At 49.8% G+C, this 14267-nt stretch carries 10 protein-coding genes; 5 read left to right on the forward strand and 5 right to left on the reverse strand.

What is annotated here, in order from left to right; all coding sequences use genetic code 11:
• Positions 1 to 223: 223 nt before the first annotated feature.
• The 3 genes from KJW29_RS21575 to KJW29_RS21585 are packed head-to-tail and all read left to right on the forward strand — an operon-like array spanning position 224 to position 3893.
• A complete protein-coding gene (locus tag KJW29_RS21575) occupies positions 224 to 1681 on the forward strand; it encodes a spore germination protein (RefSeq protein ID WP_214626139.1) in 1458 nt (485 codons plus the stop codon).
• Positions 1678 to 2793: a GerAB/ArcD/ProY family transporter gene (locus tag KJW29_RS21580; protein ID WP_214626140.1), complete on the forward strand. Its 1116-nt coding sequence runs from the start codon at positions 1678 to 1680 to the stop codon at positions 2791 to 2793. The genes KJW29_RS21575 and KJW29_RS21580 overlap by 4 nt, the downstream gene beginning before the upstream one ends.
• A 2-nt stretch (positions 2794 to 2795) precedes the next feature.
• A complete protein-coding gene (locus KJW29_RS21585) occupies positions 2796 to 3893 on the forward strand; it encodes a Ger(x)C family spore germination protein (RefSeq protein ID WP_214626141.1) in 1098 nt (365 codons plus the stop codon).
• 329 nt (positions 3894 to 4222) lie between these two features.
• Here the strand turns inward: KJW29_RS21585 and KJW29_RS21590 are convergent, their stop codons facing one another.
• Entirely contained in the window at positions 4223 to 4741 is a 519-nt protein-coding gene (locus tag KJW29_RS21590; protein ID WP_214626142.1) for a DJ-1/PfpI family protein, read from the reverse strand.
• Positions 4742 to 4889: 148 nt separating this feature from the next.
• Between KJW29_RS21590 and KJW29_RS21595 the strand changes: the two genes are divergently transcribed.
• The gene (locus KJW29_RS21595) at positions 4890 to 5279 is read left to right on the forward strand and encodes a winged helix-turn-helix transcriptional regulator (RefSeq protein WP_214626143.1); all 390 of its coding nucleotides are present in this window, start codon (positions 4890 to 4892) and stop codon (positions 5277 to 5279) included.
• A gap of 638 nt (positions 5280 to 5917) precedes the next feature.
• On the opposite strand, the gene KJW29_RS21600 is transcribed toward KJW29_RS21595, so the two are convergent.
• Entirely contained in the window at positions 5918 to 6778 is an 861-nt protein-coding gene (locus KJW29_RS21600) for a sulfurtransferase (protein WP_214626144.1), read from the reverse strand.
• 184 nt (positions 6779 to 6962) lie between these two features.
• Between KJW29_RS21600 and KJW29_RS21605 the strand changes: the two genes are divergently transcribed.
• On the forward strand, positions 6963 to 7535 hold the full coding sequence (locus tag KJW29_RS21605; protein WP_214626145.1) for a Crp/Fnr family transcriptional regulator: 573 nt from the start codon (positions 6963 to 6965) through the stop codon (positions 7533 to 7535).
• A 268-nt stretch (positions 7536 to 7803) separates the two neighbouring features.
• Here KJW29_RS21605 and map read toward each other — a convergent pair whose 3' ends face one another.
• The 3 genes from map to KJW29_RS21620 all read right to left on the reverse strand — a co-directional run bounded on the left by map (position 7804) and on the right by KJW29_RS21620 (position 14246).
• Positions 7804 to 8556 carry a type I methionyl aminopeptidase gene (gene map, locus KJW29_RS21610; RefSeq protein ID WP_214626146.1) on the reverse strand — a complete coding sequence of 251 codons (753 nt, stop codon included), beginning with the start codon at positions 8554 to 8556 and terminating at the stop codon, positions 7804 to 7806.
• A gap of 127 nt (positions 8557 to 8683) precedes the next feature.
• Positions 8684 to 11008 (reverse strand): AraC family transcriptional regulator, encoded by a 2325-nt coding sequence (locus KJW29_RS21615; protein WP_214626147.1) that lies wholly within the window; start codon positions 11006 to 11008, stop codon positions 8684 to 8686.
• A gap of 22 nt (positions 11009 to 11030) precedes the next feature.
• Positions 11031 to 14246: a glycoside hydrolase family 2 protein gene (locus KJW29_RS21620; protein WP_214626148.1), complete on the reverse strand. Its 3216-nt coding sequence runs from the start codon at positions 14244 to 14246 to the stop codon at positions 11031 to 11033.
• Positions 14247 to 14267: the final 21 nt, after the last annotated feature.

Raw genomic sequence — 14267 nt, forward strand, 5'->3', positions numbered from 1 at the left:
CACTCTTTCAATTGCTGGCTGGACTTTTGCTGGATCATTCAGACATATATCATATTCGTGATAATCCCCACTCTCCAATCCCATAATAGATGCATGCCTGCAAATTCCAGGCCTATCATTACAGGAGGGCGATTATGAAGGCTGTTTGCCGGTCGTATAATTTTTCCATTACAGGACAAGATAAAACCGCAGGATTTTGATTTCTTTAATGAAGGAGAAGACTATGGTTGAAAAATACGGCCCTCAAATGAAAAATCATCAAATGTCCACATGGCTAGATGAATTAAAACAGAAATTAAACCATATGGATGATGCCGAAATTGTTGAGCTCAGAATGGGTACCAGTGCCTTAGTCCATCTTTTATACATAAAAACGTTAATCGATCCGGAGCGTTTAAACGAGACGATTATTCAGCCACTTCATCGTTCTGCTTGCCATTCGCTTTCTTCATGCATAACCAATGCCAAAGTTTCGGAAGTTCTATCGATCGAAGATGCTGAGCAAAAAATAATGCAAGGATTTATTCTTCTAAACGATTCACTCAACGATCAGTGGTTAGGCGTCCAACTGGAAAACCCTCTTGGGCGGGCAGTTGAACCTTCCCAAACGGAAACGGTTATATATGGAGCGAAAGACAGCTTCAGTGAACAAATAGACAAAAACATTACAATGTTGCGCAGACGTTTGCCTATAACGACATTAAAAACGGAAAGCTTTACTATCGGTTCACTAAGTAAAACGAAAGTTGTGTTACTGTACATAGACGGATTAATTAATCCAGAATTTGTTTCCCTTGCAAGAAAGAAAATTAACAGTGTGGATTTCGATCAATTTTTAGACTCCTCTCAGCTTGCAGCTTTTATTGAAGATCATAACCATACGGTCTTTCCGCAGTTTCTACAAACGGATCGGCCGGATGCCTGCGCCTACGCCTTAGGTGAGGGAAAACTGACGCTATTGGTTTCCAATTCACCGTTTGCCTTAATTGCTCCCATTACTTTTTTCCATCTAATGCAATCGCCGGAAGACTACTTCCTTCGTTGGCCGGTAGCCAGTTTTTTACGTTTAATCCGGTATGTAAGTTTTATTGTTTCTTTGACGATGATTCCTTTTTATGTTGCGTTAACGACATTTCATTACCAAATGGTTCCGCTGCCGCTTCTTTACGTATTGTTGGAATCGAGAAGCAAATTGCCCTTTACTCCGTTTGCGGAAGGATTATTCATGATCATAACGCTGGAAATCATCAAAGAAGCAAGTTTGCGAATGCCGACCAAAACCAGTCAAACGTTAGGGGTTATCGGTGGTATCGTCATTGGACAAGCTGCAGTAGAAGCAGGCTTTGCAAGTAAAGTACTGATAGTGCTAATGGGTATATCCGCTATTGCTTTCTTTTTAGTTCCCAATTATCAAGTGACTAAATCCATGGTGCTGCTGCAAATTCTTCTTCTTATCCTTGCATCGTTTCTTGGGTTGCCGGGAATCGTGATCGGGCTAATCGGGATTCTTGCACATCTCCATGCATTAACGTCATTAGGTCAACCTTATTTAGCACCGATCGCTCCTTTTTATGGAAAGGACTGGAATGACCTCTTTATCCGCGGACCTTTAATTTGGATGAAAACGCGTCCGAAATATCTAAAACCACTACGGAAATGGCGACAGGAGATGAAGAAGTGAAGAGTATATCCTTATATAATCGATCTTCCACCCTTGGCGGTATCTATTTCCTTCTGTTAGTGAATCGCATGCAAATGCATTATTTTATTTTGATTATGCCGGTTTATTTGGTTCATCCGTATATGGTTTGGGGAATTGTCGTGATGGGGCTACTGTCCCAGCTTAATTTGATGATGATGTCCAAATGGTTTACTTCCAGTTATGCAGCGAAAGGCTATCAAGGATTTTTACAGCTTTTCGGGAAACGGACGGTTCAAGTTTTCGCAATACTTGGATTTTTGATAATACTGTTAAAAATTTCAATTATCACTCTGGGATACGTTGAAATGCTTCATCATTTTATTTTTCCATCTATGGATAAAAGATGGCTGATCCTAATCATTCTTTTGATCAGCTTATATGTGGCTTCACATGGAATGGAGAATACATTGCGTTTTGTCGTCATCGCCTTTCTTTGCGGGGCTTGGATCTCTGTCATGTTTATCCCTTTTTTCTTTCTACCGGATGCAAATTACCGCGATATGTATCCTCTCATACCCACCGAATGGTCAGGACAATCATGGCAAGGTTTGTTGTTTATTTGGTCGGCATTTTCCGGTCCGGTATATTTGGTTTTTATGGTTCCATGGTTAAGCTCCAATAAAAAAATATCGAAATATCTGGTCATTGGAAACATGATGTCGATCATGGAATATGTATTATTGTTCGTTGCTTCGGTATTATTTTACGGTTCGCACTACTTACGCAAGATCGATTTTCCGATAGGATATATGGGAAGCTACATTCAAACGAGCGGTTTAGAACGAATCGATTACATCCTTATCTCTTTCCATATGTTCAATTATGTGTTTGACATTTCAATTCTTCTGTTGTGTTTTTATGGAGCCGGAAGAATCTTTATGAGAAAAATGAAACAACGCACGACTCGGATTGGATTATTATCGAGCTGGTTCGTCATTTTGATAAGTATCATCTTAATGGATCAATGGTTATGGCAAACGGTTCCGGGTCAAAAGATGTTACTGACCCTTCAAATCTGGCTCGGCGCATGCATTTATTTACTTATTCCTACGATCCTTTTCACTGCAGTTAAACGAAAGGAGAGTATGTAGGCATGGTATCATACAAGCACTATGGTTTATTGGCGATTGTAAGCCTTATGTGGATGGCCGGCTGTTCTTCGCCATATGCCGAGAACAATAAGATCGAAGAGATTGCTCCGGTAGTTTTCTGGTCGGTTGACAAGGGGACGGAAGGAAAGTTGAAAATCAGCACTTTAGTACCACCGCTCATCCAAGAAAAAAAACGTCTTCTCTCCAAGGAAGTCGATCTGTTAAAGCAGGGAGACCAGAAGTTTAATTTAATTTATTATCGGGAATTAAAGCAGGGGCAGCTGCGAATGTTATTAATTAATGAGGAGCTGGCAAAAAAAGGAGGCCTCGATAAGCTGATCAATACCATACTGGTTGATCCCGATATTTCAATGCGTGTCTATTTGTTGATTGTCAGAGGCAACTTTGATGAATACATAGAAAATCAATTGACGGAGCAAGAAAACCAAGATTATTTTCTTTATCGGATGTTAAAGCATTACGAGGAGCATAATCAAGGTGAAATGAGCATCGTCAATATTCATAAATTCATGAAAAAGGTATATGCCCCATTTAAGGATCCGATCCTGCCGGTTTTTCGTTCGGATAAGAACAATTTCAATTACGTTGGGACAGCCCTCTTCCAAAACGATAAAGAAGTAATGGTCATTCAAGACGTGGACGATAATATTTTTCAACTTCTGGGGAACGATCATTTCCTAAAAGTCTTGGCCATTCCAAAATTATCTATCAGTTTAGGACGTATTCGCTCCAATGTTCGCCTGAAACTATCGAGGGACTATTCATCCTTGTCTTTACATGTAGGATTGAAAGGAAGAATTGAGGAATATCAGGGAGAATTGAATATTCAAAGTGAGGAACAATTGGAACAAATAATTCATGAAATTGAGGTCTATCTTGAGGAACAAACGTCAGATTTAATAAAAAGAATGCAACGCTTGAAAGTGGATCCCTTAGAGGTCGGAACCCATTCGCTTAAGCCGTTTTCTAAAGAAATAACGGATGAGCAATGGTTGAAACATTGGGGAAACATGAAAATTAATGTTGACTACGACATCAAAGTACATCCTTTGATCAATGGAGCGGTTGATGTGAGGTAGAGTCAGGAAATTTGTGTAAGCTAAGGAAAGTAATTCTTCTCCTGACGTTTGGGCACCTTGTTGGGTTAATTCTTCGTCACTAAGCAGCGGATATTAAGTGAAGTGAATGCTTCCACTATAGCTGCACTCAAGAGCCATCGGCATTGCCGAAATGGTGGTTGACGAAGGTACTGAGCCAAGGTGATAGATTAGCTAGATTATACTCAGACTGATTAGGTCCATATAGGTTAATCTTTAATGTGTTTTTCTTACATTTGGATAGCCAAAAGCCTACGGATTAAATTCCGTAGGCTTTCGATTATATGAAAATTCAGGGAGGAAATATAGAATTAGCTTAATGCTTTTACTAAAGCTTCTCCGAATTCTTTAGCTCCATCTGGACCATCACCAGTGATAATATCATCATGAGCAACAACATGTTTTTCAACATATGTTACTTTATTTGCTTTTAATTGGTCTTTTTGAACATCTACTGGATAGCAGGTTGCTTCTCTACCAGTAAGTAAACCCGTTTTAGCTACAGTAACCGCACCTGCACAAATTCCTGTTACAAGAATTTTATTAGTATACGCCTGTTTCAAGTAGTCTTGCAATTCTTGGTTTCCCCATAGATGATCGTTCGTGCCAGATCCACCAATTACAGATATAACATCATAGTCAGAAGCAAAAACGTCTGAGAAGATGACCTCAACAGTTACTTTACCTTCATAATCGCCTATGATTTCACCTGTTTTTGTACTTGCAATTGTCACATCAATTCCGTTGCTTTCCAATTCCGCTTTAGGTAGAAATAATTCGTCTTCATTGAAACGTTCAGGTGGTATAATTAAGAGTGCTTTTTTACTCATTTGTAGTTCCTCCCATTAGTGAAAAAGATTTGCCTGTAAGACGACCATTTCATTCTACTGCTTGTTTTCTTCACTGTGAAGAATGCACTTTTTTGTAAGCAGGTTACCGACAGGTTACTAATTGATACAAATAAGGAGGTAAGAATTTATGTCAGATACATTTAGAGATGAAGTTAAAGAAAAAATCATAAATGGTGATTATAATTGTGAAAAAGAACTTACCTTATCAATTATAAGTGGTAAATGGAAAATTGTTATTCTATGGCATTTGGGGGTAGAAGGACCACACCGATTCAGTGATCTCCAAAGACTTTTCCCAAAAATATCTCATAAAATATTAACGAATCAATTAAGAGAACTGACGGAAGATGGAATAGTACATCGCGAGGTTTATCCGGAAGTTCCACCGAAAGTGGAATATTCTATGACTGATTTGGGGATGACTTTGCTTCCTATCGTTGAAATGATGTATGAATGGGGAAAAAATCGGATGGCAGATATTATAAAAGAAACGGATATTTCGGAATTAAATAATTAAGCATAAGCTTACATTTACAATCTTGCTTTACAAGGCCTATCAGAAAAGAAGCACCTTCACCTCGTTAAGTGACTTCTGTCTACAGCTCAGTTGAGTATTCCCCATCATGAGGCCATTCTAACGTGTAACTTATCATATATTAGTTTCCCGCAGATTCTTAGTACATTTTCCTAGTACTTTCTTCTTAAGGTACATCCTGACTTGAGGCCCCTTTCGAGGTACATCATTATTTGCAGCACAAATAAACCCGCAGAAGCCCGTTTACGCACCGTCCCGACCGGAGTATGGCCTCTCCTGCTCCTATTCTCGGTATGCTGTAAATACAGCCTCCTGCGAGTTTTTTCTCAAAAAACTTGCCTCTATTTATGATACGGTTCTCCACGATTAATCTTCAACTCTGCATTGTTGACTTTTCGTTGACTTGCCCAATCAATCTTTAACTTGTTGACTCAATAGATATTTATTGTTCGAGTAACAATGATTGTGCACCTCTTTGAAGTGTGTGCCTCTTCTCTATGGGATTATGATGTAAACATTTGCTTCAATCAGTTGTTGATTTCGTGTTGACTTCGGACAATAAAAAATACATCGCCAGGGCATGAAACCTATGTAGCGATGTATTCGAAAATTGCATACTGTTATGGCTTAATCAGTTTTTCTTCGTCCCCCACAGCCACCTTATTCCCCTCATAGCTAATCCAATCGCTCCAGCTCCCCGCATACAACCGAACTTTATTAAAGCCCGCTTCCTGCAAGGCAATCACATTCGGCGTAGCCGTGACACCGGAGCCGCAGTAGACGATCAGCTCGCGGTCGCGGTCCAGGTCGGCGAAACGGTCGGCTTGCGCGTCTGCGTCCTTCCAGGCGCCAGACTCGCCGAGGCCGTCCTTCCAAAAGCGATTAATCGCGCCCGGGATATGGCCGGCGACCTTGTCCAGCGGCTCTACCTCGCCGCGATAGCGGGGCGCTTCCCGCGAGTCGATCAGCGTGACGCGTTCGTCGCCGAGCAACTCCTTGACCTCTGCCATCTCGACCAGCATCGTGTGCTGAACGGTAGCGAGATACTTGGACGGTATAAGCACTCTCTGCTCCGCCGATATCGGGAAGCCCGCGTTGGTCCATGCCGTAAAGCCTTCGTCCAACACGAAAACTTGCTCGTGGCCAAGATACTTCAACAGCCACCATAAGCGTGACGCCATGGCGCCGCCCTGGTCGTCGTAAACGACGACGCGCGATTCGTTGCTGATGCCGACGCGGCTTAGCGCGACGGTCAGAGCGAAGATGTCCGGCAGCGGATGACGGCCGCCATGGCCATCTTCGTCAAGCGGAGCGGACAGATCCTTCTCCAGATCCAGATAGACGGCACCCGGGATATGCGATGCTTCATATAATTCGCGGCCGGCGTCCGGCTTGCCCATCAGGAACCGGCAGTCGACGATTACGATGTCCGACTCGTACAAACGAGCCAGCAGCCATTTCAGTGATACGATATTGTTCATTGCTTCATTCCGCCTTCCAGCTTCTATCTTTCATGCGTCCTATTATACCGGAAACAAGCCCGAAGGAGAAAGCGGCAACTTCACATTCTCTTTTGCCAAGATTATGCTATGATCAGTTTATATAGCAGATGGAGTACGATCCATAACCTATGCTAATGACGAACGATACGATCGGAGGTGACGCATGGAACCAACGACCATTATCGGCGCCCTCGCGCGAATGACGACGATTCCCGAGGAAGAGGAGCGGCATTTCCTCAAGCAGTTGTTCTGGAAGCCCGTCAAAAAAGGACAATTCCTCCTTCATGCCGGAGACTTCTGCGAAAGCATCTTCTATTGCGAAGAAGGGCTCTTCCGTATGTTCTACGAGAACGAGGACGGCTCCGAGCATATCAAAAGCTTCGTGACGAACGGAAAGCTTTTCACGGATTACCGCGCGTTGCTAACGGCCGAACCGGCCTTCCTGTCGATTCAAGCGCTGGAAGATTCCCGCATCGCCTATTTTACGAAAGCCGCGATGGAGACGCTATACGAACGCCATGCCTGTTGGGAACGGTTCGGCAGGAAGCTGGCGGAGGAGCTGTTTATCACCAAGTCGCGCAAAGAGCGGGAGCTTGTCGAACTAACCGCCGAGGAACGATACCGCTTGTTCCAGAAACAGTACCCGGATCTGGAAAGCCGCATTCCCCAGTATCAGATCGCCGCCTTTCTCGCCATCAATCCCGTATCGCTCAGCCGTATTCGCGGCAAACGATAACAAGCCCACAATCACGGAACAGGAACACGAAACACAAAACACAAAACACGAGACACAAGAAACACGAAACACGAAATAAGCTGCATCGGCGGTTCCCTGTATACTAACCCGCGAATGCAGCTTATTTGTATAATGACTGTTGCGGACAGCTCTCCAGCCGTTGTACCTTAATCCCAGTCTTTAGCGCTTCGTCCACGACCAGAATGTTGCTGATCGGACCGTTGCCAAGCGCCAGATTTCTAATGAAGGGAAAAACGTAAAACGTTGTTCACTCCCATCGCGTCAACACGATCGGGCCACCCTTCGTAATCGCGACGGTATGCTCGAACTGCGCCGCCCAGGCGCCGTCGATCGTTCGGGCCGCCCAGCCGTTGCGGGCGTAGAACACGTCGGGCTTGCCGGACGTAATAATCGGTTCGATCGTAATGACCATGCCTTCCTCCAGCTTGACTCCTTGTCCCGGAGGGCCTTGATAGACGACCTCGGGATATTCATGTATATCCCGTCCGATGCCATGACCGAAGAACATCGGTATGACATGGCAGCCCTCCCGCACCGCGCGCTTTTGGACCGCGTGGCCGATATCGCCGATGTAATTGCCGGGAAGCGCCTGCTTGATGCCGTCTTGCATCGCTTGCTTGGCAACGCGAAGCAGCCGCTCCGTGGCGGCCGTGGACTTGCCGACGATGTACGTCCAGGCGGAGTCGGCCTTCCAGCCGTTTAGGTCGGCCACCATATCTATCGTGACGATATCGCCGGATTCCAGCGGTTCCGCGTCGGGAAAGCCGTGGCACGCGACATCGTTGACGGATGCACAGGTTGCGTACGGATAACCTTTGAATCCTTTCTGCGCCGGCACGGCTCCCCGCTCGATCATAAACCGCTCTACGAACCGATCGATCTCCAGCGTCGTCACTCCCGGCGCGAGGCGCTTCGACAATGCCTTGTGGCACGCCGCCACGATCCGTCCGGCCATGCGGATCCCTCTAATGTGCTCCTTCGTCTTTAATTCCACCGCCATCCGCGCTGCCTCCTTCAATACATGAAATAAGGGTAAAGGACCGTATATGCTTACCCTATTCCGGCATTCGGGAACTCATTCCGCCTGGCGGTAACGGAGTTGTGAATTTCCGTACAATCCGCTTGCGCTATAGCGTCCGCTGATGCAGCTGGCGGTATTCTCCGGGCGTCATGCCGATCTTCTTCTTAAATACTTGAAAGAAGGTACTTTCGTTCGTATAACCTACACTCTTCATAATCTCCGCCACGCTCAGCTGCCCTTCTTCCAAATACTTAAGCGCATGCTTCATCCGAGTGTCCGTCAGAAATTCGGCAACCGTTCCGGTTTCTCTCGATCGGAAATATCTGCCCAGATACCTGGGAGACAACTCCAGCTCATCGGCGATGACCTGCAGGCACATGTTGGGATCGCCGTAACCGTTCTCGATCATTTCTTTGACCGCCTCGACCAGATACTCTCTGCGGTCCGGCCGTTCCTGGATGCGCTGCTCGTAGAACTCCGCCAGCATGGTCCCAATCAGCAAACGCGCCTCCAAAAATGTTTCCTGCTCCAGAATCCGGCGCGTGTAAGTCTGGACGCTGACGAGGCAGCTCTGATAGCGGATGGGATCGCTCGCTCGCATCTCTTGCTTGATAAGCGCAAGCACGTGCAGAAGAGCGTCGTCGAGACTGTCGCAATGCAGCCTGCCCAAATGCTCGAACACGCCGTCTAGCGCCGCCCCCCATCGTTCTTCCCGCCCTTCCCGGAGAGCGGCGGCCAGCTCCGCTTCCACTCCGGCCTGCAGCATTCCCTCTTCGGGCAAGCGGCTTCTGTTCTCGTCGAATTGCGGCGTAATAAGGCTCATCGGCCCTTCCGACATCCGGTACAAGGACAGTCGCTTCACCCTGGCATAATGATCCGATACCTGGCGGTAACCGGCAATCGTATCGGAGATAACGGCCGTCAACGATAGCCGGTAATAGCCGTCGAGCAGATTTTGAATGCGGCGTATTCGCTCCGCCAAGCGCTCCGAAGTCGCCACGGATTGACCGGCATCCTCGATCGGAACAAGCACGGCAAATTCGTCGCCGAGCATATCCGTCGTTTGAGTCCCCGGCATATCTGCCATCACATCGGAAGCGATATTTACGATCGCGAACCGGAGCAGCTTCTGCTCCGCCTCGTCCCTTAGCGTTCTGAAGTCCGCGTACCGATCCAGCTTGAACAGGCCTAGCAGATAAGACTGGGCCGACTGCCCCTGCAGCAAATATTCGCCAAATTGCTGCTCCGTAATTGCGGTGCTGTCCGTGATCCACAAGCGCTGCAAATACTGCCTCATGACCTGTTTGCCGGATTGCTTGGAATCCCGCAGCTTCTCCATGCTTCTCGACAATTGATCGTAGGCCGATGAGATGAACAGCCATTCGTCCTTCTCATCCTGTCTGTCGGCGTCGCCATGCCGCTTCCGGAATTTGCTGACCAGGTTGTACATCGGGCGGTACAACCGGATAGACAGCCATAACGATACCAGAAAGGACATGACCGTCAGGATGAACAGCGCAAGGAAGGAGAACAGGCCGATGCGGTTGACGCTCGCGAACACTTCCTCATAAGGCTGGATGCTGACCATGCGCCAATTGCTGACGCCGGATCGCAGATACGTGACCATCTGCTTGCCTTCTCCGCCCTTAATGACGAAGCTTCCCGATTCCGGCGAGTCCGTCAATTCGTCTGCGATCAAGCCCCGAGTCGACTCGTCCAGCTGCGGCATATCGATGGAATCGATAATCCGGCCGCGTTCGCTGAACAAGAAGATGCGTCCCAGCGTGTTCCCGGCATGACTGTTAATGGCCTTAACATTGTCGAATAGCCAATCCGGCTTGACCGTCAGGACGAGCATGCTTTCGCGGCCGTTATAGCTGCCCGCGGAGGCGTACATCGTATAAACAAACACCCTCTGCTGATCCGGTTTGTCCAGATCGGCCGGCACCATCGTGAACTTTGGATAGGATGCCGGATTCCCAATCACGTCGGCCAGCACGGGCTCCTTGTTGTCGCCGCATAGGACCGGAGCGGTCGGCGAGGTGGAGTAGGAGCAGCCGTTGAAGGCGTTATACACCACGATGGAATCCAGGAACAGATTGGAATTCAACGTCGAATCGAGCCTGGCCAGCTTATTATAGAGCTGGAAGATATCCTGGTCCCTCGTGTTCATCAGCGAGACGATATCCCTGTCGTTGAAGGTGGACACGGCGAGATTTTTGATGAAATCGTTCAGATGATCGATGTTGTAATTGACCTGCTCCAGCACTTTCCGGTTCGCTTCTTCCTGCAGATCGGCGGTGAACATGCGCGAATACATAAAGATGCCCGCGCAGAACAAGGCCATAAATCCGCCTACCAGCACGAAATTAGTCAGTAAAAGCTGTGTAAAAAATCTGCCGGAACGATATCCGCCAAAGCCTGTCTTCATCGTCATCCCCCTAAGCCGCTTTCTATCGGTCTGCCCCAGTCAATAGCCCGTTTGCGAGCAGCCATGCCGCCGGATTATGGCGAACGCGGCCATCCAGCTCCAATTGGCTGATCCACGCCTGCCCTCTTCCGAATTTGCGGCCTGCAACCGCCAATGCCGGGGTCCATTCCCCTTCGTCGTTGCGATTGCCGCTCGTTAATACCGGCTGCCAGCCCTCTGCCGTAAAAGTCGTGCCAAGCAAAGGGACAATCCGTTCTTCACGTTCATGATACCATAGTCGGAAATCCTCCGTCCCGGCAAAGTCGACCAGCGGATGCCCCGTATCCCTGGAGACGAAATGGACCGGCATCATGCCGCAAGGCCGCACGTCGACTGTATCGCCAAGCAGGTCCCATCGCCCCTGGGGAAGCTCCAGAAAGAGCACGGTCGCACCCGCTTCCGCAAGGCTTCCCACCTCGACCTTCCGCTCCTGATAAGCTTCGATGCTCCGTATGCAGATGACGTCTCCGGCACCCGCTTCTTCCAATTCTATCGGCACGACCTCCCCAAGCTCGCGCATCCAATCCGGCAACTTGCCGCCAGCGTTGTCCACTACGGCCACACGTCGACCCTCGCTGTCCCGATTCTCCATGTACCGTGCAGCAGCGTCGACTCCTCCTCTCTCCTTAGGCCAGACTGCCGCTTCGAGCGTCGTCTCGTGCAGCGGCTCTCCCGATGCGTCCGCGAGCTGAAGCCGGAGCACCGCCGTCGTTCGTTCGGAGACATGAAGGGGCGGCGTCTCGATATATCCTTGGAATCGGCTGTCGCATAACGGAATATCGGCTTCGTGGGAGCCGCAGGCCAGCACCTCTCCTCCTGCTTCCAATCGATAACGCAGCCTGGCGCCGGGATATTCCAGCTGCGTATCGTTGCAGATCCAGGCTTCGACCTTCATGCATTCGTCGCTCCAGTAAGCGAATCGGTCGGAACGCAGCTGCACCGCAAGCGGCGACAATGCCTCGCGGTAAGCGAAGTAGGCTGGCTTGGGTCGCCTGTTCACGTCCATGATCGTCTTCATCCAGCCGGAAGGGAAGGCGTCGATGAACAGATGGATGGCGAACGTGTTCATGCGGCTGTCCCGCCGGAACGCTTCCGTCATGATTCGAGTCGCCCATGCCTGATAACGGTGACTCGCCGCAACCCAATGCTCAAGCCCCTTAGGCGTTTCATAGAAAAAATAATGGAATCGGCCCGTCTGCGCGCCGATAATGGCGTTCGGCGACCAGCACTCTTCCTTCCCGCTTGCCGGAAGCCAATCGGGAGGGTAATGGGCGGTCATGACTTCCGCATAATCGAGCCCTTCCGCGCCGAATTCGCCGCAACCGTAATGCCAGCCCTCCTTGACGGGCAGCCACCCGCCTTTATGCAGCAAGCCGATGTCCATCCCGTGGCCGTTGTACCAGCATGAGTAACAATGGTAGTCCGGCAGACTGTTGGAAGGCGGATCGTAATCCCCGTCGACGTGTTTGATGACGCGATCGGGATTATGCAGCCTGACGGCGATATCGGCGGCATCGAAGAAACGCTCCAGCTCTTGTCGGTCCAGATGCCGGTGGGGCTTGTTGGCGGCGTTCGGGAACGGCTCGTTGATATACGACACCAGAATGTTGCAGGGATGCGAGCGGACGAGACGCTCCATCTCCTCGGCCTGACGGACCGCCTCGACGAACTTGTTCCGGCGCAGCACGCCGAACAACGGCAGGTCGGTCTGCGTCATAAGGCCGAGCCGGTCGCAATAGTCGTAGACCTCCTCCTGCACCGGCCGCTGGGTTAGACGCAGAAAGTTCATATTGGCGAGCTTCGCCAGCAGCAGGTCCTCCAGCAGCTGCTCCCAATCCTCCTTCATCACGCATTGCTGCTCGTGCCCCATCGTATTCGCCCCGCGCAGCCGGATCTCCCGATCGTTCAGATAAAACTTGCCCTTCGGCTCCGACTCCATATCCTGACGGAAAGATCGCATCCCAAACGTTCGGCTCCCCGTATCCCGCACATCTCCGCGATCGTCCAGCAGCTTCGCCTGCAATTGATAGAGCCACGGGGTGTCCGGCTCCCACAGCCTCGGCTGCTTCAGCTGCAGCGGCACTTTGAAGTAATTGACGCCTTTCGCGACCAATAGCTTGATAGGCTGGCGGTAGGTGCCGTCCCCCTTGACCTTCGCCTCCGTAAAGGTATCGCCCAGTCCCACCTCGACCACGCTTTCGGGCTGCCAGGAATGCCAAGCCACGGTCTCCTCCGCGAAGTTGTACCCGTGCACGGCCAGCTCCAGCCTTATGTTCATCGCGGCTCTGTCTCTGCTGAACACCTCGATCCAGGCTTCGGCGCACTCCCGCTCCGGCACCGGCCGCACGAAGATGTCGCCGATATGGACGGCAGGACGCGCCTCCACGTAGACGTCCTGATAGATGCCCATCCCGGGCGGACAATGATGCCAGCCGTACAGCGGGTCGTCATAGCCGGGACCGGTCGCGGCATACAGCTTGTCGCCCTCGAACCGCTCCCCCGGCGCCTCTTCCGTCTCGCTGCTGCCGAACGTAAAGTCGTTCTCCACCTGCACGACGAGCGTATTTTTACCCGGCCGAACATAGTCGGTGCAATCGAATTCGAACGGGGCGAAGAACCCCTCATGACTGCCCATCCATGTTCCGTTGACGAATACGGCCGCCTTGTAATCCACGCCCTTGAACCGGACGAAGATCGATCCGATCTCGAGTTCCGACTGCGTGATTTCAAAGGTCGTCCGGTAATAGACAACGGCTTGGCCAAGTGGACCGCCGTAATGCGGAATTTGCGCTTCTTCCCAGTCGCCATGGCCATCAAGCACGCGCCGGAACGACTCTCTGTCCTCCCTTGCCTGCCGGCGATACAGGAAGTGCTTCAGCTTCTTTCGCTGCTTCATTGGAGCGAGCTCCGGCGCCAAGCTTCTCATGTATGGCGCGTAACGTTCCTTCATCTCGTCCAGCGCTTGGCGAAGCCCCGGTTCGTCGTCCACCTTCGCCATGACGGTCCAGTCTCCCAAACTATCGCCCATTGCCGCTTTCACAGCAGATAGCCCTATATCGGGCAGCTTCGGCGGAAGGACGGGAGCGAGGTCGCCGTCCCTTCCCTCGATGCGCCTCGTGCCGATATCGGCGAACACGTCTCCGCCTCCGCCGCTCTGTGCAGCATGGGATAATTCCTTGTCAGCAGGTTGTTCTGCCATTTCCACCACTCCCGTATCTCT

Source organism: Paenibacillus agaridevorans (assembly GCF_018604145.1).
Taxonomy (GTDB): domain Bacteria; phylum Bacillota; class Bacilli; order Paenibacillales; family Paenibacillaceae; genus Pristimantibacillus; species Pristimantibacillus agaridevorans.

Coding starts and splice junctions, on each gene's coding strand:
- KJW29_RS21600 (WP_214626144.1), bottom strand. CDS start 6,778: ATGAACAATATCGTATCACTGAAATGGCTGCTGGCTCGTTTGTACGAG.
- KJW29_RS21605 (WP_214626145.1), top strand. CDS start 6,963: ATGGAACCAACGACCATTATCGGCGCCCTCGCGCGAATGACGACGATT.
- KJW29_RS21620 (WP_214626148.1), bottom strand. CDS start 14,246: ATGGCAGAACAACCTGCTGACAAGGAATTATCCCATGCTGCACAGAGC.
- KJW29_RS21575 (WP_214626139.1), top strand. CDS start 224: ATGGTTGAAAAATACGGCCCTCAAATGAAAAATCATCAAATGTCCACA.
- KJW29_RS21595 (WP_214626143.1), top strand. CDS start 4,890: ATGTCAGATACATTTAGAGATGAAGTTAAAGAAAAAATCATAAATGGT.
- KJW29_RS21615 (WP_214626147.1), bottom strand. CDS start 11,008: ATGAAGACAGGCTTTGGCGGATATCGTTCCGGCAGATTTTTTACACAG.
- KJW29_RS21585 (WP_214626141.1), top strand. CDS start 2,796: ATGGTATCATACAAGCACTATGGTTTATTGGCGATTGTAAGCCTTATG.
- map (WP_214626146.1), bottom strand. CDS start 8,556: ATGGCGGTGGAATTAAAGACGAAGGAGCACATTAGAGGGATCCGCATG.
- KJW29_RS21590 (WP_214626142.1), bottom strand. CDS start 4,741: ATGAGTAAAAAAGCACTCTTAATTATACCACCTGAACGTTTCAATGAA.